19 protein-coding genes are annotated in these 21,824 nt (G+C 47.0%); all 19 read right to left on the reverse strand.

The window, feature by feature from the left end:
* Positions 1 to 155: 155 nt before the first annotated feature.
* Entirely contained in the window at positions 156 to 1,286 is a 1,131-nt protein-coding gene (locus tag NLX78_RS11940; protein WP_013312307.1) for a glycosyltransferase family 4 protein, read from the reverse strand.
* A gap of 137 nt (positions 1,287 to 1,423) precedes the next feature.
* Positions 1,424 to 2,185, reverse strand: coding sequence for a WecB/TagA/CpsF family glycosyltransferase (locus tag NLX78_RS11945; protein WP_165177723.1), 762 nt, complete (start codon positions 2,183 to 2,185; stop codon positions 1,424 to 1,426).
* Positions 2,186 to 2,193: 8 nt separating this feature from the next.
* Positions 2,194 to 3,330, reverse strand: coding sequence for a polysaccharide pyruvyl transferase CsaB (gene csaB, locus NLX78_RS11950; protein WP_254350582.1), 1,137 nt, complete (start codon positions 3,328 to 3,330; stop codon positions 2,194 to 2,196).
* Entirely contained in the window at positions 3,306 to 5,321 is a 2,016-nt protein-coding gene (locus NLX78_RS11955) for a DUF5693 family protein (RefSeq protein ID WP_254350509.1), read from the reverse strand. Before NLX78_RS11955 ends, csaB begins: the two co-directional genes overlap by 25 nt.
* A 259-nt stretch (positions 5,322 to 5,580) precedes the next feature.
* A complete protein-coding gene (locus NLX78_RS11960) occupies positions 5,581 to 7,299 on the reverse strand; it encodes a phospho-sugar mutase (protein ID WP_254328253.1) in 1,719 nt (572 codons plus the stop codon).
* Positions 7,300 to 7,397: 98 nt separating this feature from the next.
* Positions 7,398 to 7,844: a 3-hydroxyacyl-ACP dehydratase FabZ gene (fabZ, locus tag NLX78_RS11965; RefSeq protein ID WP_013312312.1), complete on the reverse strand. Its 447-nt coding sequence runs from the start codon at positions 7,842 to 7,844 to the stop codon at positions 7,398 to 7,400.
* 895 nt (positions 7,845 to 8,739) lie between these two features.
* Entirely contained in the window at positions 8,740 to 8,952 is a 213-nt protein-coding gene (locus tag NLX78_RS11970; RefSeq protein WP_061831651.1) for a DNA-directed RNA polymerase subunit beta, read from the reverse strand.
* A gap of 10 nt (positions 8,953 to 8,962) precedes the next feature.
* Positions 8,963 to 9,790 (reverse strand): flagellar hook-basal body protein, encoded by an 828-nt coding sequence (locus NLX78_RS11975; RefSeq protein WP_235306515.1) that lies wholly within the window; start codon positions 9,788 to 9,790, stop codon positions 8,963 to 8,965.
* Between the two features lie 13 nt (positions 9,791 to 9,803).
* The gene (locus NLX78_RS11980) at positions 9,804 to 10,688 is read right to left on the reverse strand and encodes a flagellar hook-basal body protein (RefSeq protein WP_254350510.1); all 885 of its coding nucleotides are present in this window, start codon (positions 10,686 to 10,688) and stop codon (positions 9,804 to 9,806) included.
* A 121-nt stretch (positions 10,689 to 10,809) separates the two neighbouring features.
* Positions 10,810 to 11,808: a rod shape-determining protein gene (mreB, locus tag NLX78_RS11985; RefSeq protein WP_023990703.1), complete on the reverse strand. Its 999-nt coding sequence runs from the start codon at positions 11,806 to 11,808 to the stop codon at positions 10,810 to 10,812.
* Positions 11,809 to 11,978: 170 nt separating this feature from the next.
* The gene (gene spoIIID, locus NLX78_RS11990) at positions 11,979 to 12,266 is read right to left on the reverse strand and encodes a sporulation transcriptional regulator SpoIIID (RefSeq protein ID WP_007432737.1); all 288 of its coding nucleotides are present in this window, start codon (positions 12,264 to 12,266) and stop codon (positions 11,979 to 11,981) included.
* Positions 12,267 to 12,467: 201 nt separating this feature from the next.
* Positions 12,468 to 13,208, reverse strand: a complete 741-nt coding sequence (locus tag NLX78_RS11995) for a M23 family metallopeptidase (protein ID WP_254350511.1) — start codon at positions 13,206 to 13,208, stop codon at positions 12,468 to 12,470.
* Between the two features lie 70 nt (positions 13,209 to 13,278).
* A complete protein-coding gene (spoIID, locus tag NLX78_RS12000; RefSeq protein ID WP_254350512.1) occupies positions 13,279 to 14,718 on the reverse strand; it encodes a stage II sporulation protein D in 1,440 nt (479 codons plus the stop codon).
* A 226-nt stretch (positions 14,719 to 14,944) separates the two neighbouring features.
* Complete coding sequence (gene murA / locus NLX78_RS12005) at positions 14,945 to 16,300, reverse strand: UDP-N-acetylglucosamine 1-carboxyvinyltransferase (protein WP_013312320.1); 1,356 nt, start codon at positions 16,298 to 16,300, stop codon at positions 14,945 to 14,947.
* A 322-nt stretch (positions 16,301 to 16,622) separates the two neighbouring features.
* A complete protein-coding gene (locus tag NLX78_RS12010) occupies positions 16,623 to 16,874 on the reverse strand; it encodes a DUF1146 family protein (RefSeq protein ID WP_013373430.1) in 252 nt (83 codons plus the stop codon).
* A 346-nt stretch (positions 16,875 to 17,220) separates the two neighbouring features.
* Positions 17,221 to 17,634: a F0F1 ATP synthase subunit epsilon gene (locus NLX78_RS12015; RefSeq protein WP_013312322.1), complete on the reverse strand. Its 414-nt coding sequence runs from the start codon at positions 17,632 to 17,634 to the stop codon at positions 17,221 to 17,223.
* A 69-nt stretch (positions 17,635 to 17,703) separates the two neighbouring features.
* Positions 17,704 to 19,104 (reverse strand): F0F1 ATP synthase subunit beta, encoded by a 1,401-nt coding sequence (gene atpD, locus NLX78_RS12020; protein ID WP_013312323.1) that lies wholly within the window; start codon positions 19,102 to 19,104, stop codon positions 17,704 to 17,706.
* Between the two features lie 120 nt (positions 19,105 to 19,224).
* Positions 19,225 to 20,091: an ATP synthase F1 subunit gamma gene (gene atpG / locus NLX78_RS12025; protein ID WP_254350583.1), complete on the reverse strand. Its 867-nt coding sequence runs from the start codon at positions 20,089 to 20,091 to the stop codon at positions 19,225 to 19,227.
* Positions 20,092 to 20,305: 214 nt separating this feature from the next.
* Positions 20,306 to 21,820 (reverse strand): F0F1 ATP synthase subunit alpha, encoded by a 1,515-nt coding sequence (gene atpA / locus NLX78_RS12030; RefSeq protein WP_013312325.1) that lies wholly within the window; start codon positions 21,818 to 21,820, stop codon positions 20,306 to 20,308.
* Positions 21,821 to 21,824: the final 4 nt, after the last annotated feature.

Here is a 21,824-nt window from a genome sequence, read left to right on the forward strand (position 1 = left end):
GTACGTAATCATTCAATACTTTTTTTATCGGTAGTAAACATACAAAAAATTAGTAAATTCTCAAAAAAGGAGGGAGTTTTTTTACAGAAAACATCAAAAAAGCCTTCAAACCCGCGGTATACCGCCAAGCTTGAAGGCTTACTTTTAAATTAAAATTATAATTTCGAACGCGTTTGGGAATCTGGCTTAGCCAGCAACCGAATCAGTGTGTTAATAACTGGGCGTTTGGTTTTGCCAACAAGACCAATAACCTCTGCACCAATCTGTAGGAAGAACATCATAATACAAATCACGACAAAGGTGACCCAGTTCGCTTCATTAAGCGCAGCAGACGATTGAATCACGGCCAATACACCGAAAAACGCAGCAATACCGTAGATAATCAACACCGTCTGTCTGTGACTGAAACCTAGTTCGCGTAAGCAGTGATGCAAATGACCTTTATCCGGAGAGAAAATCGGTTTTTTCTGCAACTTTCGACGAATGATAGCAAAGAATGTATCTGACAAAGGTACACCGATAATAATCAATGGCGTAATAAAAGATACGATAGCAATTTGCTTAAAACCAAGCATGGATAGCATGGCCAGACAGAAACCTAAAAATAATGACCCTGTATCACCCATGAATATTTTCGCAGGATGAAAGTTAAAAAATAAGAATCCGATAATACTGCCCAGCAGCACAAGACAAAGCATAGCTACCATGTAATTGCCCATCAGTACCGACATCACAAAGATAGTCCCAATCGCAATTCCTGAGACACCTGCAGCCAGTCCATCCAGACCGTCAATCAAATTAATGGCATTCGTCACACCTACGATCCAGAAAATCGTAAGCGGAATGGAAATCCAGCTTTCCAAAGATGAGTATGCATCCTGAAAAGGTACATTTACAAAATCTACACGAATATCAAAAGCAAACACGACCATACACGCAACGGCAATTTGAGCCAAAAATTTCAATTTTGCATTGAGATCAAAACGATCATCGAGAGCACCAATCAGTGTAATCAGCGTACCGCCAATCAGAAAGGCTGCGATAAAGTTAATATCCCGAGAGGACAGCATTCCGTCAGGCACAAAAGGTAACACCGCCAATAAGGACAACAGAAATGCCAAGAAAATCCCCAGTCCGCCAAGACGCGGCATAATTCGGGTATGTACTTTTCGGGCATTCGGTACATCGACGGCTCCAACCTTCACAGCGAATTTCTTGACGAGCGGTGTCAGTAACAGCGCAAGTCCCAGTGCCATGATGAACCCAATAATATAGATCAATAACATTTGATCATTCGACCCCCAATTTTAAAGCAATCCCTTTTCAGATGTAACCGCATTGAATTATACTCTGATCAAAAATAAATACCAAGCTTCATATTCTGGCAAATTAGCGGGTTTTGAAGGCAGATTCAAGCTATTTATCACACTTTTGTGACGTTTTCTTTTTCGCGCATCACTTTCGCGGCGAATTTCGGCAGCGCAAGCATTCTTTTGTATCGGCTTGGCTCTTTGAGGAGTCTATATAACCATTCAGCCCGTAGCTTTTGGAACAATTTAGGTGCGCGTTTGGTTCTGCCTGATATAACATCGAAGCTACCGCCAACCCCCATCATCACCGGTACACCCAGTTGTTCCTTATATTTACCAATCCAGGGTTCCTGTGTGTCCGCTCCACGTGCTACAAACAACAAATCGGGATTTGCTTCACGAATGGCTGCAATCACCGCTTCATCCTCTTTAGGTCCAAAAAAGCCATCACGCTTGCCACAAACCGTAATCCGGGGATAAAGCTCATGTACCCGCTTTGCGGTCGCTTGAATCACCTCAGATGTTGATCCCAGTAAATAAACCTTCCAATGATAGTTTTCTCCAGCTGCAAGTAATTCATGTAACAAGTCAAAGCCCGCTACCCGCTCAGGTACAGGATGTCCTACATAGTTTGCAGCCCAGACCACGCCAGTCCCATCTGGAACAATCAACTCTGCCTGTTTCATCACGTCCATGTACACTGGATCTTCCAATGCAGCCATTACCATAATCGGATTGGCAGTGATCACTTGATGGGGCCGGCGAGACTCCACTGCTTGAATTAATACATTTAATGTATCTTTCATATTAAGCCTTGATACCGGAACACCGAAAATCGGGACGGTAGGCACATTCGTAACCTTATCAACTGTCACTGTATCCATCATCCTTTGCGACACAAGTAATTAACGATATGCTGTGCCGGTAAGCGAGCCTCACTTTTTAACAAAGCAATGGCCGCTCCCTGGCTCTCGATCCATTGACTTCGCTGATCCAGCAACCGCATAGACTCATTAGCCAGCTTTTGTCCATCCAGTGCCTCTGTAGTGCCTACAGGCTGGCTACCGACACGGCTGAGGAAATGATCAATTTTGGGATCGTAGGATATCCCCAACGGAGGCACCTGGTGGGATGCTGCATAGATCAAGCTGTGTAATCGCATCCCGATCATCAAACTGCAACGACTGACTTCCAAAAGCATCTGTTGAGGATCGGTGACTTGATCGCACATGCTGACAAGGCTTCCTGTCCCCCTAATATCCCCCAACAAATCCATTACCATCCTTGAAGCCTGCTCGTCATCAGGCAGATGGAAAGGTAAAAAGCGTAAGTGTACACGGCGCTCAGCAGCTAATTTTTTCAAGCCGTCCGCAATAGCCGTTAAATCGCGACGCTCCTTATCCCAGTAACGTACAGATACACCAACGATCGGAAGTTTATCCTTATCCGTTTCAGTTGGTGCTTTATGCAGCTCGGAACCCGAGGGCAATGGAAGCCCCATTACCGGATCAGGAACAACTTCGACAACCGGGTTCTTTAGTTTCATAGTACCCAGTAGTGCGGCAGACTGCTCATCTCTTACAGAAACATATTCACAGCGCTGAAACACAGAACGGATCATAGGATAAAATATCTTCCGTTGTACCGGACCAATGCCCTGAGCATATACAAACGTCGGTTTTCCAGCCCATTGGGCCAGTTTCAGAATCGCCAGATAATACGGAATACTTTTAGGGCTTGTTGCATCCTGGAGCAAACTCCCGCCGCCACTTATTAGCCCATCGCTGTTTTTAATCGCTCTACGAACTTCCCCCAGACTCATCCGTGGTACAGCTTCTACTCCGTACATTTTCTGTGTCCAAGCGGGGTCAGAAGACAGAACAACAGGCTTGATTGTAATCCCCGCCTGACGACTCTCCTCCTCTAAAGCTGTCAAAATCGACTTAAGCACCGCCTCATCTCCACTATTGTTAAAGCCGTAATAACCCGAGATGATTATCGTTTGAGCTGTGGTGACCATTTCTTCCAACACCCTTCCAGCACTTGCCACACGACAATTGCGATGATTCCCAGCACCAGGCCCAAGCCCAATCCTAACAGCCCGCGACTAAGCGACAATGCCGCTGGAGAGTGAATGTGAGCAAAGGTATCCACCATAGAGGCTTGACCAATAGCAGCTATAATCAGCAAATAGATTGCTTTGCGATATTTCAAAGCCAGGAATGCCCCTGCAATAAACAGTGGGTGAGCCATCAAAAATTCCTTATTGCGCGGACGTACACCAAACGCATTTTCAAGGAAGTTCCGGAAGACCAACTCCGTGTTCGACACCGTACCCGCATTTCCGGTACGAGTCAAATAGTAATAACCTGCGGCTGCGATAACAGCCAGTGCGATAACCCACAATACAGTAATCGGCGTACGTAGCAGCTTGGAAATTTCCTCCCGTATAGAAACGCCACGATAAAAGAAAATATATATCGCTGCCAAGAAGATCGGCAGAATGTGAAGCAAGCTTACACCTCTAAATTGATTCAGCACAAGGCTGTAGGCAATACTGTTCAACAGCGCAATAACGAAAGGCACCGCAGCCAGCGACAAAATCGCCGTCTGCACGTACAGTATAAACGTTTGAATCAAACGCTGACCTACAGAAAGTTCAGCACCCTGTTCACGTTTAATTCTAATCGTACGCACAGCGATGATCATTGCAACCGTAGGTCCGCTAATCGCTGCGAGTAGGGCCAGGCCTTGCTCCATCAAGCTAGAGTTCAAAACATAAAGTCCTGCTGAACCTACCAAGCCAAGTGCAAATGCCAGCAAAGTCAATGCCGGGACGAAATAGGACATCATAATGGAGAAGAATGCCAGTGCACCTAGTAAGACAATCATTTTCAGATAGCGCTGAATGGACGAATCCACGACTTGGAACGGTTCAGCCTGTCCGAGTTCAAACCCCTTTTTCTCCATCCGTTGTACAGCGTTACCCGGCTTGTCCAAGCTGTGGATTAGGTTATCTACCGAATCCTTCACCTTGGCTTCAGCAATACTACGGCTAGGCGCGGTATTCAGATACAACATGCGAATATTACGGTCCTTGGTGGCCAATGCAAAACGATCGGCCAACGTTTCAACATCGAGCGTTGAATCTTTATCGCTCAATGAGTATAAACGCACAACGTTATAGTGGATATCGTAAGCGAGCTTATTGAAGCCTGCTTGCGGTTTTTTTAAGTTTTCGATAGCAGCTAGGCCAATATCGTATTTGTTCAGCAATTTAGCAAATGCCGCTAAGCTATGCTCTTTCTCGTTATCGGTGAAGCCTTTGACTGAATCACCTTCAAACAAAATGCGTTTTACACCATTTTGCTGAAAGGAAGCAAGCATCTCTTCCGTCAACTCCTGGTTGTAAGGAAGACTGTCGCTCATCCGTGGAACAATAAAAAATCCTTTGCTCCGAAGCTGCTTCATCGCAATCGGGTCAGGCTGCATGGGCTTGAGATACGCATCCTCTGGAGATGTTTCCACAACTAACCCTTCCTGTCCCTGATAAGTCCAAGGTTTTACATTGATGTCCAGGCTTGTAAACGTACGTAAAATTAACGGCTTTAATGCCTCGGCATTTTCTTTATCAGCGAAAACAATATACGTAAAATTCTCATTTGCAGGTGAAAGCCGTTTTTCCATATCGGCAACGTTCTGAGTCGTATAGGTTACGACGCGACCCGCTTTACGGAAATCATCCAACGTACTTTCATACATCGCCATGCTGTTCACACCCGCTTGCTGTAAGCGGTCAAGTTGCTCATTCAGATAGTCCTGCGGGTGAGCCTGATACGAGGCTGCCTCTGTCAAATCCCGATAATCGAATACAATCTCTACTTTTTTACTCGAGGATTCTGTCTTCACACGATCGGCGATGACTGGAATGGAAGCCAGCAAGCCGACAGCCACCAAAACCCATAACCATTTTCGAGAAGCCGTATTCCAATACTGCCATTTCTGATACACCAAAGAACCTCCTTAATATTCGGGATTTTGCAAAATTCAATGCTGCCCACCTCGCCATACTCAGCCTTTTGGTAGGTCACTCATTGAATTTTGCAAAATCCTCCGTTGCCGGAATAAGCCTATTTTCCCAAAGCCTCTTCCAGGTTATTCTGCAATACAGAAATGACCTCCACGGCGTACTGCCCTTTGCCGTGAGAGGTCACCGATTACTATATCTTATCCAATTACCTTAACCTATTCTATTATAAAGGGATTTTTCTCAAGCGTCTACGCGAGCCATAACAGCATCGACCAGATGGCTGATTCTTTGCTCCGCGTCTGCCAGCGAGGAACCGCGTACCGCAAAGTATACTTTGATTTTCGGCTCTGTGCCCGAAGGGCGCAGGCAAAACCACGAACCGTCCTCCAGTAAGAATTTGAGTACATTTTCCTGTGGAAGTCCGTCCAGACCTTGTGAGTAGTCCAGTACCTTGTCTACCTTCACGCCTGCAATCTCTTGAGGCGCGTTGCTACGCCAATCGGTCATTTTGCCCTGAATTTGTGCCACTCCATCCTTACCCTTAAGGGTACGAGACTCCAGCTTCTCAAGGAAGTAGCCAAACTGCTCGTACAGCTCTTGCAAAACATCATAAAGCGTCTTACCTTGTGTGCTGTAATAAGCAGCAGCTTCAGCGATCAGCATAGCCGCCAAGACAGCATCCTTATCGCGAGCATAATTCCCTGCCAAATAACCATAGCTCTCTTCATAGCCAAACAGGTAGGCGTACTCGCCAGTTTGGTCAAATTGGTTCATTTTCTCGCCAATATACTTGAAGCCAGTTAGCGTGTTAAACACGGTTGCTCCAAAATGTTCGGCAATGACTGCACCCATTTCGCTGGTTACGATGGTTTTGATAACAGCCCCATTATTCGGAAGCTTGCCTGTTTCTTTCAGTTGATTCAACAAGTAGTAAACCATGATCGCGCCAGACTGATTACCGGACAATACCACATATTCGCCATCACGGTTTTTCACAACTGCACCCATACGGTCAGCATCAGGGTCTGTTCCGATCAACAGATCTGCACCAATGTTCTCACCCAGCGCAATCGCCAGCTTAAACGCATCACGTTCTTCTGGGTTTGGCGACTTGACAGTCGAAAATTCAGCATCTGGCAACTCTTGCTCAGGCACAATATGCACCTGTTCAAAACCGATTTTCTCCAGCACACGGCGAACCGGTACATTTCCAGTTCCATGGAGAGGTGTAAACACAACTTTGAAGTTTTTGCCTGGTCCGGCTGCAATCAGCTCACGGTTCACACTCACACTGGCTACCGTATCTACAAACGCTTCATCTTCCTCTTCTCCAAGCCAAACCAACAATCCCTGTGCCTCTGCTTCCTCACGTGTCAGACTGCGAATGTCGGCAAACGAAGGAACCTCGCGGATATAACCAATTACCTGTTCAGCCTGATCTGGAACAAGCTGACCCCCTTCATCGTTGTATACCTTGTATCCATTATACTCAGGAGGATTGTGACTCGCTGTCACAACAATCCCTCCACTGGCTCCCAAATGACGTACACTAAACGAAAGCTGTGGCGTTGGACGCAAGGAAGGGAACAACTTAGCTACGATACCATTGCCCGCCAGCACCAAAGCTGCATCCAGAGCAAATTCTGGTGAAAAATGACGCGAATCATGTGCAATGACAACCGAAGGCTTGCCTTCTTTACCAGCATGCTGTTCTAAAATATAGCGAGCCAGCCCTTGAGTCGCACGTCCAATGACGTAACGGTTCATCCGGTTACTTCCTGCCCCGATCACTCCACGCAGACCGCCTGTACCAAATTCCAGCTCTTTGTAAAAGCGATCCTCCAGTTCCTGCTCGTTGCCTTCCAATGCGCGCAACTCCTGTTTGGTCTCTTCATCAATATAAGGGTCTTGCAGCCAGCTCTCAATGCCTTCTAGTGCTTTTTTACTCAACTGCGTCATACGGAATTTCCCCTCTCCATTTTTGGGTTGTCAAAACAGGATTTCTATGTACACATGCACTCGGTTCAGACGTCGTGCTTATGTCGGCAGAGCTTTATTTATTGGGGAGGGTCAGATAAAGCAAACATAATTTCGCCCTCAGCTACTACCGTATCGCCTACTTTAGCCGTAGCTTTCCCTTTGCCAAATGCGCCTTTGGAACGAGTGATTTCCACTTCAAGCGTCAGCGTATCCCCAGGAACCACCTGCCCACGGAAACGGAAACCATCCAACCCTGCCAAGAACCCGATTTTGCCACGATTGCTCTCTAGATGCAGTAATGCAACAGCCCCAACTTGAGCCAGTGCTTCGGTGATCAACACACCAGGCATAACAGGATACCCCGGAAAATGTCCAATGAAATGAGGCTCATTCATCGTTACATTTTTAATGCCTACTGCTCTTTTCCCTTCCTCCAGCTCAATAATACGATCCACCAATAAAAATGGCGCTCGATGTGGGATAATCTCCTGAATTTGATTAACATCCAATTGCAATTTGTCCATTTACCTTAATAACTCCTCCCGCTTGCAGGTTTGACTCTATATCAGTCATGAGTTACTGCAAGCATAATATTACCCCGCTTACGCTGCATAAAAACAGCTCATAACGGCAACAATGTTAGATATCCTTCACCTACTGCAGAAGTGGAGGTTGAGATAAGGGGCTTTTTCCGCCGGTTATGCAACCTGAGGCGCGAAGAAGCCCTTTTGCCCGTGCTTGGTTTTACCCCGCAGTGTTATAAACTTCCCCATCATTATACAGTTATCAGATGCAAAAAGAAAATTACGCGGAAGTACCATATTGGGTGCTCCTATTATGGGGTGAAGCGGAGATTCAATTGAGCCAAGGGGGGAAGGGCTACGTGATTTATTTGATCTTCCGATCGCTGTTGCCCCTAAATTTTTTCATTTTATAAAACCTGCAAGGTTAAAATTTAGGGGCAAAGGCGAACGCTATCGCTTCTCCAGATTCAAATAAACCCCTCCGCCGAGTTACTTTTGGCTCAAAAAGAAAGCTCGCTTCAATAATGCTCGCTTGTCGTGAAGGGTGAAACAAAACCGAAGGCCTCTGCGATGGCCTTCATTGGCCACAATCCATGCGTGCTACGCTGGAGGCCCCTCCCTTAAAAGCATAACAAAACCCTGCGCCACTGGCACAGGGTTTTGTTATATACTATCCACACAAATTGCGGGTGGTTTATTTTAATAAAAGTGACCCTGATGGCGGGTAGCAGCGGAGCGGGCAGAATTGTTCTGAAGAAGCGCAGCGTTTGCCTTTATCCCCGGATTCAAACCTCCAATGTTTTAAAACCAAAAGGAATCTGGGGATAACAGCAATCGGAAGAACAATCTGCACGCGGAGCGGTCTTTTCCCGCCACCCCACTCTTTTAAAGTAAACTAAGGCGCAAATATAAGATCAATGACATGCTGCCAGGTTTTCCACTCGAACACGCCTGACAGCCCTTGCTTACCTACAATTACATATCCTGCAATTAAGCCGCCTAACAGCGATAACAGGAGCAGCAACGGAACTATGAAATAACGAGCAGTACGCCAGCGGGACTTCGTCTTTTCAGGCACCGGACGGGAATCAGATTGTTCTTCTTTCATCACCAAATCCTTATGCCCTCAGATTATTGGCCAGGTTCATCATCGTATCGCTAGAAGTTAGTGCCCGTGCCGCCATTTGATACATCCGCTGAACTTGCATCATATCCGTCATTTCGCCCGCTAAATCCACATTAGATTCCTCAAGATAACCGGAACGCACAGATACGTCCGCTGGAACAGCACCTGCCACACCTGCAGCTCCGAATACATTTGCCTCTGTTACACCATTCAACAACACGAACAGGTTATCATCCCGCTGTTCCAGTCCTTCTGGACGCTGTACATCCATTAGCTTGATTCTCTGACCAACTGTCGGGTCCCCAATTCCATTAGCACGAATCAGCAATTCGCCATCCGAGTTAATAGCCACCTTGGAACCCGCTGGAGCAGTCACAGGAACATCATTGTTATCTAGCACGGAGTAACCTTCGGCAGTGGTCAACATCATCGTCGCACTATCATTCGGATCAGGAACAAAATGAAAGCTACCGTCACGGGTCCAAGCTTTTTGCCCATTTCCCTGGACTTCAAACATGGCATTACCTTGAATCGCCAGATCGGTAGGAAGTCCCGTCTCCTTGAGCGGACCTTGTTCCATATTTTTCATGATTGCGGCCGTTTTAACTCCATAGCCCAAATTATAGCCGAGCGGCATGGCTCGTCCATTTTGGAGATACGTTGAAGGCTGTTGCTGCACATTGGCCAATACATCTTCAAAGGAACCCTGTTTACTCTTATAACCAACTGTATTGATATTAGCAATATTATCGGCAATTAAATCCAAACGCTGCTGCACACTGGCCATAGATACCATTGCGCCAATCATGGAGTTGTTCATCACTTACCCCCTGTTATACACGGCCTACTTCATTAACGGCCTTGTCCAAGCTTTTATCATAAAATTGAATTACCTTCTGATTCGCCTCATACGCTCTTAACGCAGCCATCATATCCACCATCGACTGTGAAGCATCTACATTAGATACCTCCAGATAACCTTGACGAACGGATACAGCGTCATTAGCGGTCATCATTCTAGCTGTAGCACCGTCCGTATCATTCAGGCGGAAATTTCCATTGCCCTCACGAACGAGCTGGTACGGACGATCAATGACACTAATACCGAGCGTCGTCCCTAACGTCTGGTTGGACTGGCTATCTACCAATTCGCCCCGCTCATTTACTTTAAGCGCTGAGACAGCCCCCGTCAATTGAATTGGCTTTCCATTCGTATCCAGCACCGCTGAGCCAGTCGATGAAAGCAATGCTCCTGCTCCATTTACTTGAAAATGTCCATCACGTGTATAACGAACGTTACCATTACTGTCCCGCACCGTAAAAAACGCTTCTGGACGGTAGGTGACTTCACCGTTAGCATTGATGAATTTCCCTGACTGATCAAAAGCCATAGGTTGACCAGTAGCTGGGTCGTTCACATTAATATTGGACTGTATCGCGAAATCCGTCGCTTGTCCACTGTCCTTTAATGCTCCCTGAATGTAAGGGGAGAGGCTTTCCTCAGCAAAAACGCCAGTATTGAGCTTGCCGACCGTACGGTCCGGGTTATCAGGGTTACCACCCGTCATGGAAATAAGCATTTCGGGGAAAGAACGCTGAACACTGTTCTCCTGTTTGTATCCCGTCGTATTCATATTAGCAATATTTTGCGTCACGGTGTCATGGCGTCGTTGTTGTGTCATCAATCCGGCGGCCGCAGTATATAAACCTCTCAACATGTATCGTGCACCCCAATCCTATACTCTGCTAAAATCATATGCTCGCGCGGAGGCACGAAAGCCCAAATGCTAGGCAACCTGTCTGACCGCACACGAGTCTCTTATAGTCACTATCGGCAGATTAGAACTTTTTCTTAACCACATGATCTAAATTATCCAGCATAATTCCTGTACCTTTAACGACACAATGCATCGGATCTTCGGCAACCAGTACCGGAACACGCAGCTCTTCAGCAAGCAGCTCGTCCAATCCACTAAGCAAGGCACCGCCACCAGTCAAAATAACACCACGGTCAATAATATCAGCTGACAGTTCCGGTGGGGTCTGCTCCAATACAAACTTGGCCGCAGCAACAATCGCCGACACAGGATCTCTAAGCGCATCCTGCACTTCATCCGCAGAAATACTTAACGTTTTGGGCAATCCGGATACCATATCCCGTCCACGGATGTCCATTTCTGCACGCCGTCCGCTCGGATGCACGGTTCCGATAGCAATCTTGATATCCTCAGCCGTACGTTCCCCGATCAAAAGCTTGTACTTCGTTTTTACATATTTCATGATGGCTGTATCAAATTTGTCCCCTGCCATTTTAATGGAAGAAGCTGTTACGACATCCCCCATAGAGAGGACTGCAACGTCAGTCGTTCCGCCACCAATATCCACTACCATGTTGCCGCTAGGCTCAAAAATATCCATTCCTGCCCCGATGGCAGCCGCTTTTGGTTCTTCCTCCAAAAATACTTCCTTGGCCCCGCTACGCTCCGCCGCTTCACGAATCGCTTTTTGCTCCACTGAGGTAATGTTCGTCGGCGCACAAATTAGAATACGAGGGTGGCTGTACCAGCTTTTTCCCCCTACCCGATTGATAAAATATTTTAACATCGCTTCTGTTACTTCAAAATCGGCGATGACACCATCACGTAATGGACGGATGGCTATGATATTACCAGGAGTACGTCCCACCATACGGCGCGCTTCCTCTCCGACAGCCAGAACTCTTTTTGTATCGCTTTCTATCGCGACAACGGAAGGTTCGTCAAGAACAACCCCCTTCCCTTTGACGTGGATAAGCACGTTGGCCGTACCGAGGTCGATACCGATATCATTACTGAACATATTAAAAAGGCCCCCAAAGTGATATTTTAAAAGCTAAGATTCGACAAGAAGCGGCAAATATATGTATAAACCTACGGTTACATGTCATTTTTCGTCTTGTACCATCTTTTAACATATCATACTTCAGGGGGTTGATTCAATGGCTTTGCCAGCCAATTCAGTATATATTTTTAGGACTTACCGGAAACGAGGATCTCCCTTCGTTTGCCACTCGTTTTTTTGTACTTAATTTTCGTCGCTTCTCCTCCCCTCAGATGGCGGATGGATTTATGGTATTCGAGAATGTGCTTCACCTGATCGGCAAGATCCGGGTTGATTTCAGGCAGCCGTTCGGTCAGATCTTTATGCACCGTGCTCTTGGAGACACCAAATTCCTTGGCAATCGTACGGACCGTATTCCTTGTTTCCACGATACAGCGACCGATTTTGATGGTCCGTTCCTTGATGTAATCGTGCACGCTCCCGCCTCCCTACTGTGGATAGTTTGGTACATTATATGAGGAGCGTGCCTATATATTCGCGGTTTGGCGGGAAGACATGCTTCGGAAGGCCTATTTATTTGGCAAAAGCAGCTTATGTTTACCTTATGCACAAAAACTACAAAAGAAAAAAGCAGGGAATATGGATTCCCCGCTTTGCATGCAAAGCCATGACCAAATTTATTTTTTAGGAAGCAGACCTGCTGGATTCACCGGCTTGTCATCCTGATACACTTCAAAATGCAGATGTGTTTTCAAATCCTTCTCAAGCTCGTTACGACCCGCTAAAGCAATCACATCGTTTTGTTTCACTTGATCGCCTTCTTTTACTTTCAGATCACTCAAGCTTTGGTACACCGTTTTGAGATTATTATCATGCGTGATTTCTACGACATTACCTACCAGCGGATGTTGTTCTACACGAGATACTTTGCCACTCAGGGCGGCTCTCACTTCAAACGCCTGATCGTCGGCCCGGGAAAGATCAATTCCAGTGTTAGCGGTAAATGTTTTATCGTACTCTACCATAGCTGCCGCCTGCTCATCAGCTGTTGCGTTCTCATCAAAGAACGGCTTTACGACCTGTACTGCGCCAGCTTCTGCCACTGGCCATGCGATATTTTCCGACTGGGCAACTACTTCCACGCTTTCTGGCTGTTGTCCGTTAACATCGGTATTCACTGCACTTGTGCTTTGTACCGATGGACTAGCTGGGTCAGGTTTGAAAGACTTCTGGCTGGCATCCTGATAGACCCACACTAAGGTTAGTATAATGGCTGCTGCGGCAATGTAGGCTGCCGGGTATGCCCACCTTTTGGACAACAGCTTTTTCCACGAAGACGGCCGTGAAGCTCTTCCACCCTGAAAGGTTTTGGGTGTTTCTTCATGGTTTTGGTTCTGGTTTTTATTTTGTTCATTCATTTGCTCATCACCTCAGTAACCAGTGTTACCGGGTGCAACTCTTTTATACTTCAAAGTTTCGAAATATTTACTAACTTAGAATACGAGAGGCTTGCGCAAAAGAAATGCCAGTATAATAGTGAAGGAGAATTTGAGTGGCAGTATGACCTTCCTTGGCCATTCCATTGGCTCCCCACTGACTCATACCAACACCGTGACCATAACCATAGGTTGTTATAGCAATCCGATCCCCTTCAGCCTTCCACGTAAACTCAGCCGAACGTAACCCCAGTTTGTTACGGATTTCCGGCCCTGTAAAGATTGAGCCACCAACCTCAATCTTCTTGATGCGATGTCCTTCCGTCTTGGAGAGTATACGAATCTCTGGCATACTTCCTCCTCCAGTAGAGGCGGCAATTGCAGTACGACTCAATCCCAATCTATCGAACACACTCTGACGGCTCAGTGTGACGGTATCTGTATAACGCGGGGCCAACTGCTTGTCCCATGGACTTGACACACTTCGTAAATAGGGTACTGGCTTCGCCCATACATCCTCTGAATTTTCGGTATAGCCGTTGCTAGTAGAAAAAAAAGAAGCGGTAATGGGCTTACCCTCATATACCATGATGGTATCCTTGGTGTCGCGTACGGCCTGCTGAATTTTAGCCAGCTCTGCGGATTTACCAGAACGCCCCCATTCTCTAGTAAGTTTGGCTTTGGAGATATAAGCCTGATGTTTAACAGTATCCGTCACATCTGCTCCCGCCGGCGCACCGCTAGTGTCATCAGCAAGCAAACGTCGGGCAATGAAGGTACGCGCGGCAATAGCCTGTGCTTTTAGTGCCTCGCCCTCGAAGCTGGACGGCATTTCGGCGGCTACTACGCCGACAATGTATTGCTCCAGCGGTAACGTCTCCGTGCGACCGGTAGACGTGACGTACACGCGCACGTCCGGCTCTGCCGCCACCAGCACGCTGCGCGCTGGAGCAGCCGGCACCGCCGGTATCGGCGGAACGCCCGGCAAGCGCGTGACGGGCGTCTCGCCCTTTGCCGTCACGCTAGGCGCGGCTGGCGCTGCCGTGCGACTGCTCGGCGGCAACAGCTGCGCCGTCTGGCGAGGCCACGCCATTAGCGCGGGCACAGCCATGGCAAGCACCAGCACCCCTGCCATGGCAGCGAATGGCAGCCATGGGCGTCTGCTGCCCCAGCGCGGGGTACGCCCGGCGGATGGACGCAGGTGCGGCAGCGTCACTTGCAGCGGGGTTGCAGCGCGTGTGTCATGGGCCGTTGCTCCAGCGATAGGCAGAGCCGTATCAACGGAGTTCACAGCGGAAGGCACGGCTGTTGTACGCCGATTGAGCTTGACGCCAGTCGGCAATGTACCTCTTGTGTCCGGCTGCTGTTGCATAAGCTTATTTTTCTGTAACGAAGTAGCTATAGAGCCAGAGCGTTCCTCCGCAAGTGAAGTCTGGCAATGTTCCTTAGGATGATGAATGGGTATACGGATGCGAACCTGTGAATCTTTCATAGGCTGAAACCTCCATCAAAGGGCTAAGTGTCCGGCTGGAAGTACAGATATACTCCAGCAGATATTTTCAATCATATGAAGTCGTCCACTTTGATAGAACCATTTTAAGAGAACTGAAAGAACGAAAAAGACTGACTGTAAACAACAAAAAACCAAGCCCTCTCGGACTTGGTTCCTTATTGTTCAAGAATATACTTATGCAACATGAAGCTACATACGTTAAGGCTTAGGCGAGGGAAGGCTGGATTTTCTTAAACAGATTCCCCGACGTCTCTTCCGGCATTACGCGCTCTGTACTGGGTGAATGATCCAGTTTGGACTCTTCCACGGTCACTCTGTAAATGTCCGCTCCCAATCCAGTCAGCTTCTCAGCCAAATGAACGTAACCGCGATCGATGTGATGTACGCCGGATACCTCCGTTGTACCTTCCGCAATGAGTCCGGTCAGAATTAACGCAGCACCTGCACGCAAATCTGTAGAGGTTACTTTCGCACCTGTCAGCTTAGCATTACCAGTTACAATGGCGGAACGACCTTCGACCTTAATTTCGGCATTCATGAGATGAAATTCATCCACATGCATGAAACGATTTTCAAACACGGTTTCCGTAATAATGCTCGTTCCTTCAGCGGCAAGTTGAAGTGCCATCATCTGAGACTGCATATCGGTAGGAAAACCAGGATAAGGCAATGTTTTAACATCAACAGCCTTTAACGGCTTATCTGCAATGACACGAATTCCGTTCTCATCAGGTTGAATGGTTACACCCATTTCTTCCATCTTGGAAATAACCGGTCCCAAATGATCGGATATTGCGCCTTCTACATATACGTTCCCGCCTGTGATCGCAGCAGCAACCATATAAGTACCTGCTTCTACCCGGTCGGGAATGACGGTATGTTTTACACCATGCAGCTTCTCGACGCCTTCAATACGAATAACGCCCGTGCCCGCACCGCGTACTTTGGCACCCATTCCATTCAGGAAATTTGCGAGATCAACAATCTCAGGTTCCTTAGCAGCATTCTCGATGGTAGTTACGCCCTCAGCAAGAGTAGCGGCCATCATAATATTCTCGGTTGCTCCTACGCTGGCTACATCCAAATAAACTTTAGCTCCACGCAGACGCCCGTTACTTTTAGCTTCAATAAAACCTTGGCCCAGGCTAATCTCCGCGCCCAATGCCTCAAACCCCTTTAAATGCTGATCAATTGGTCGCGTTCCGATTGCACATCCCCCTGGAAGCGAGATTCTTGTACGTCCCAAACGTGTAAGCAGCGGTCCCATAACCAAGAATGATGCGCGCATTTTCCTAACCCACTCGTAAGGGGCTTCACAGGAAATTATCTTCCGCGCGTCAACACGAATGACCTCATCTTGGTATGTAACGCCTGCTCCTAAGGACTCCAGCACTTTGTTAATGGTCATCACATCGTCTAGAGGAGGTGCATCAATAATAACACTTTCTCCTTCTTCTCCTAGCAGAGAAGCGGCGATGATCGGCAGAACTGAGTTTTTGGCTCCGCTGACTTTGACACTCCCGGTCAATCTGTTGCCACCGCGGACGATAAATTTGCTCATCTATGGTTCCCTCCGCGCGTCATTTCCCTTTTCCATTCTGGAAAAAAAGAACATATTCCGCTATTTTCATGCCTTGCTTTTTCATTACATAAAAAACAAGGTTTAACTAATACCCTAACTGCCATCATACCACTGATTAAAACAAGTATACAAGCGTTTTTTGTACTTGATGACCATTGTACTCTAACTGATTCAGCCAGCTATACATGTATGGTTCTTTTGTTTACCATTGTTAACAATATGACGCGATGTTATTCGACAATTCCCGCAGAGACACAGTCATAAGGTCATATAACCCGCCTACTTCATGTTAAAACAAATTCTAGAGCATCTGGCTCCAAGAGATGTAGCTCAACAGGAACCCAGAAACCAACTGTCCCAAGATTATAGCAAGAAACAAGTGCAGCAATCTGCCCTGCGGTCCTTTGGGTTGCCGAATTAACAAATCCAGCTTTAAGCTCTGTAAAGCCCACCAAGCTAACGCTATACAGATAAGCGACACGATCATGGAGATCAGCGCGGTCATACTCGCCGATTGACTTAGCTGTTCAGCCAATTGCTGTTTCCCGTTCAACCATAATTCCTCCCATCTGCGTCACAGACTTCTTTATAATACTCGGCGAACGCCTAATATGCCAGTGCTATTTCTGCTTTTAGGACATTTATTTCGACAAAATGTGATTAATCACTTCTGTTTCGTGAATTTAAAAGGTACTAAATACCTAGCAACCGGGCAAGAAATAGGACTGTACATTTGGTAATAACAGCTAAAAAAGGGCCCGATCACAGTGATCGAAGGAAGCAAGGTTCTCCCTCACCTTCTACCGGACATTCTTTGGCAGAAGTTATGAAGTGGTCTCCTTGTCGTTCCATCCGTATACTATGCCGAACCCTTTTAAAATTCCACTTAAAATCCAATATTAATTCTTATTGGTTCTGATGCTTGTAGCATTTAAACGGTTAAGCGCCCGTTGCAGAGCTACTTCCGCCCGATGGTGATCTATCTGTTCCTGTTTGCTCTGGAGCCGCAGTTCTGCCCGCTCCCTTGCCGCACGGGCACGCTCCACATCAATTTCTTCGGAACGTTCCGCACTCTCAGCCAAAATGACCACTTTATCCTTGCGGACTTCAAGAAAGCCCCCATTGACCGCGATCACTTCGGTTTGACCACCGATTTTAATGCGTATCGGTGCAATCTTCAAGGGAGTGACCAAGGGAAGGTGTCCGGGTAAAATCCCAAGATCGCCTTCCGAGCCGCGAACACTGATGCTGTTTACCTGTTCTGTATAGACCAGGCGCTCCGGCGTCACAATCTCTAGTAAATACGTGCTCACTTGAATCCCTCCTGGAAGCTGTCCGCAGACAGCTCACTTCGTAAGGCTCGGCTATTCTTTGCCTGTTGTTTACAACGTTTTAGCTTTTTCAACTGCTTCTTCGATGGCTCCTACAAAAAGGAAAGCCGCTTCTGGAAGATGGTCATACTTGCCTTCCAAAATTTCTTTGAAGCTTCGTACAGTTTCTTTAACTGGCACATATTTACCTGGGAAGCCGTTAAATGCTTCGGCAACGTGGAAAGGTTGAGAAAGGAAACGCTGGATTTTACGTGCACGTGCTACCAACATTTTATCTTCTTCACTCAGCTCGTCCATACCCAGGATCGCAATGATATCCTGAAGCTCATTGTAGCGGGCCAAAATTTGTTTTACCCCTTGCGCTACATTGTAATGCTCTTCACCCACAACGTCTGGAGCCAAAATACGGGAGCTTGATGCGAGTGGATCAACCGCCGGATAAATACCCATTTCGGAAATTTTACGTTCCAGATTCGTTGTAGCATCCAAATGGGCAAACGTCGTAGCAGGAGCCGGGTCAGTGTAGTCATCCGCAGGCACATAGATCGCCTGAATGGAAGTAACAGAACCTTTTTTAGTAGAAGTAATCCGTTCTTGCAATTGACCCATCTCAGTAGCCAGCGTAGGCTGGTAACCTACTGCTGAAGGCATACGTCCCAACAGGGCTGAAACCTCAGAACCCGCTTGAGTAAAGCGGAAAATGTTATCAATAAAGAGCAACACGTCACGGCCTTCTTGGTCACGGAAGTATTCCGCCATCGTCAGACCTGTGAGAGCTACACGCAAACGTGCACCCGGAGGCTCGTTCATTTGTCCGAACACCATCGCTGTTTTGTTGATAACGCCGGAATCTCTCATTTCATGATACAAGTCATTTCCTTCACGTGTGCGTTCACCTACACCCGCAAATACAGAAATACCACCATGCTCCTGAGCGATATTGTTAATCAATTCTTGAATGGTTACGGTTTTACCTACACCAGCACCACCAAACAATCCGACTTTACCACCTTTGGCATAAGGAGCTAGCAAGTCGATAACTTTAATACCTGTTTCGAGCATCTCTGCTTGAGTTGTCAGCTCATCGAAAGAAGGAGCTTGACGGTGAATCGGATTTCTAGCCGTTTCACTCATATCAGCACCATTATCAATTGGCGTTCCAAGTACGTTAAATACGCGTCCAAGAGTAGCTTCGCCGACAGGTACTGAAATAGGCGCTCCCAGATCTATGGCTTCAGCTCCACGAACCAGACCATCTGTGGAAGACATGGCAATACAACGCACACGGTTGTCACCTAGATGTTTTGAAGCTTCGAGCGTCAGGTCAATTTTGACTCCGCTCTCCAGCACAGTCCCAATATGAATGGCATTCAGGATTTCCGGAAGCTGTCCACGTTCGAACTCAACGTCAACAACCGGACCCATGATGCTCACTACGCGTCCTTTGTTCATCTTTTGGTTTCCCTCCTACAAGCTTGCACAGCCGCAAATCCAAACCACTCTGATTTGTTTTGCGCCCGCAATTTATCATAATAGTGTAGACATGCTATAAAACAGTCGCAACAAGCCTGATTAAGACTGAGCGCTTGCCCCTGCAACGATCTCCGTAATTTCCTGGGTAATAGCCGCTTGACGAGCACGGTTATAGGTCAAGGAAAGCTCACCAATTAACTTGGAAGCATTCTTCGTAGCAGATCCCATCGCCGTCATCTTCGCTCCCAGTTCACTAGCTTTACCATCCAGCAAAGCGCCGTAAATGAGCGTTTCCGCGTAACGCGGCAGCAATACTTCCAGCACTCCTTCTGGTGAAGGCTCATACTCATAGTTAATTGAGGATGAAGCTGTAGCTGAATCCGGTGTTGCCATTGGTAACAGACGGTCAACTGTTGGAATTTGAGTCAATGCGTTGACAAAGCGGTTATAGCATAGATAAAGCTCATCAAATTCTTTAAGTTCAAAGCCTTGTACAGCCTTGCTTGCAATTGTTTTGATATCTGCAAAAGCAGGTGTATCTGACAGATCTGTTACCGATTCAGCGATAGGGAATTCACGACGTCTGAAATAATCCCGCCCTTTTCGCCCAATGATGAAAATCACAAATTCATCCTGTGAATGGTGACGTTCAGCAATCGTCTGCGTAACCTGTCGCAAAATATTGGCGTTATAACCACCAGCCAGACCACGATCTGATGTAATGATGAGATAAGCAGTCTTTTTAACCGGACGCGTTTCCAGCATTGGATGCTTGATGTTATTCGCTCCAGAAGCAATGCTACTCACAACTTCCTTAAGCTTTTCCGAGTAAGGACGAGCCGACTCCGCTTTCTCCTGAGCTTTTCTCAGCTTGGATGCAGCGACCATTTCCATCGCTTTCGTGATCTGTTTCGTACTCTGCACACTTTTAATCTGACGTTTAATCTCGCGCATACCTTTTGCCATGATTTCACCACCTTCAAGCTTCGGCAAAGCCAAAGCTAACTTCGTAAGCAATCCCTTAGCTTGGGCCAAATCCAAGCACTTCGTAAGATTCAAATCCAGTCGGACATATGTTAAAGGGCCTGTTATTGAAGGTAAAACATGCCAAGGAAGCCAAAACCCGGAGGGCACGCTTCCTTAGGACATCTTTCATCATAAACAGGCAAATTCCAATGTATTAAACCGACGTGGCGAATGATTTTTTGAATTTCTCGATAGCCGCCTTCAAAGCCGCTTCGTTATCAGCCACCAAGTCTTTCGTGTCGCGGATAGATTGAAGCACGTCCTGATGGTCAGACACCATGAAAGACAGGAAGTCTTTTTCAAAACGTTTTACATCCGCTACAGGGATATCATCAAGGAAGCCTTTTACAGCAGTATACAAGCTCACTACTTGTTGCTCTACAGCAAGCGGTTGGTTAACACCCTGTTTCAGAATTTCCATCATGCGTGCGCCGCGATCCAGACGGGCTTTTGTGGATTTATCCAAGTCGGACCCGAATTGGGAGAACGCTTGAAGCTCACGATATTGAGCAAGATCCAGACGCAGGGAACCTGCTACCTTTTTCATTGCTTTAATCTGAGCAGAACCACCTACACGAGATACGGAAATACCTACGTTGATCGCTGGACGTTGCCCTGCATAGAACAAGTCAGCTTCCAGGAAGATCTGTCCATCCGTGATGGAAATAACGTTAGTTGGGATATATGCAGAAACGTCGGAAGCCTGTGTCTCGATGAACGGCAATGCGGTAAGTGATCCGCCGCCCAACTCATCATTCAGCTTCGCTGCACGTTCCAGCAAGCGAGAGTGAAGATAGAAAACGTCACCCGGATAAGCTTCACGACCCGGTGGACGACGCAGCAACAGGGACAGTTCCCGGTAAGCAGACGCTTGTTTAGTCAAGTCATCATAAACAACAAGGACATGCTCGCCTTTGTACATGAAATACTCACCCATGGCGCAGCCAGAGTAAGGAGCAATGTACAGCAACGGTGATGGTTCGGAAGCAGATGCCGTAACGACAATCGTGTATTCCAACGCACCGTGACGACGCAATGTTTCAACAACTTGAGCTACCGTGGATTGTTTTTGACCAATAGCGACATAAATACATTTCATGCCATTGCCTTTTTGGTTCAAAATTGCATCGATTGCGATAGAAGTTTTACCTGTTTGACGGTCACCGATGATCAACTCACGTTGACCACGACCAATCGGAACCATCGCATCAATAGCTTTAATCCCCGTCTGCATAGGCTCATGTACCGATTTACGGGCCATAACACCTGGAGCCTGACTTTCAACCGGACGGAATTCTGTTGTAGCAATCGGTCCTTTACCGTCTACCGGTTGTCCCAGTGGGTTAACTACACGTCCGATCAGTGCTTCCCCTACAGGGACCTGCATGATCTGACCTGTACGTTTTACTTGACCGCCTTCACGAATGTCGGAGAATTGACCCAAAATAACAACACCGACATTACTTTCTTCCACGTTGAGCGCCAAGCCCAATACGCCAGTGTCGAATTCAACCAATTCACCGGCCATAACTTTTTCCAGTCCGTAGACGCGGGCAATACCGTCGCCGACTTCAACAACAGTGCCGACTTCAACGACCTCGATATCATTTTTATATTGTTCAATCTGACTTTTAATCAATGAACTGATTTCCTCAGGTTTGATACTCAAGTGT

It is taken from the genome of Paenibacillus sp. Lou8.1 (assembly GCF_024213565.1).
In the GTDB taxonomy this organism is placed as follows: Bacteria; Bacillota; Bacilli; order Paenibacillales; family Paenibacillaceae; genus Paenibacillus; species Paenibacillus polymyxa_B.

Excerpts from the sequence above, each read along its gene's own strand:
- NLX78_RS11960 (WP_254328253.1), bottom strand. The coding sequence starts at position 7,299 with ATGACGCAGTTGAGTAAAAAAGCACTAGAAGGCATTGAGAGCTGGCTG.
- NLX78_RS11980 (WP_254350510.1), bottom strand. The coding sequence starts at position 10,688 with ATGTTGAGAGGTTTATATACTGCGGCCGCCGGATTGATGACACAACAA.
- NLX78_RS11975 (WP_235306515.1), bottom strand. The coding sequence starts at position 9,790 with ATGAACAACTCCATGATTGGCGCAATGGTATCTATGGCCAGTGTGCAG.
- atpD (WP_013312323.1), bottom strand. The coding sequence starts at position 19,104 with ATGAACAAAGGACGCGTAGTGAGCATCATGGGTCCGGTTGTTGACGTT.
- atpG (WP_254350583.1), bottom strand. The coding sequence starts at position 20,091 with ATGGCAAAAGGTATGCGCGAGATTAAACGTCAGATTAAAAGTGTGCAG.
- csaB (WP_254350582.1), bottom strand. The coding sequence starts at position 3,330 with ATGGTCACCACAGCTCAAACGATAATCATCTCGGGTTATTACGGCTTT.
- NLX78_RS11970 (WP_061831651.1), bottom strand. The coding sequence starts at position 8,952 with ATGAAAGAAGAACAATCTGATTCCCGTCCGGTGCCTGAAAAGACGAAG.
- NLX78_RS11995 (WP_254350511.1), bottom strand. The coding sequence starts at position 13,208 with ATGAATGAACAAAATAAAAACCAGAACCAAAACCATGAAGAAACACCC.
- murA (WP_013312320.1), bottom strand. The coding sequence starts at position 16,300 with ATGAGCAAATTTATCGTCCGCGGTGGCAACAGATTGACCGGGAGTGTC.
- spoIID (WP_254350512.1), bottom strand. The coding sequence starts at position 14,718 with ATGAAAGATTCACAGGTTCGCATCCGTATACCCATTCATCATCCTAAG.
- mreB (WP_023990703.1), bottom strand. The coding sequence starts at position 11,808 with ATGTTCAGTAATGATATCGGTATCGACCTCGGTACGGCCAACGTGCTT.
- fabZ (WP_013312312.1), bottom strand. The coding sequence starts at position 7,844 with ATGGACAAATTGCAATTGGATGTTAATCAAATTCAGGAGATTATCCCA.
- NLX78_RS11940 (WP_013312307.1), bottom strand. The coding sequence starts at position 1,286 with ATGTTATTGATCTATATTATTGGGTTCATCATGGCACTGGGACTTGCG.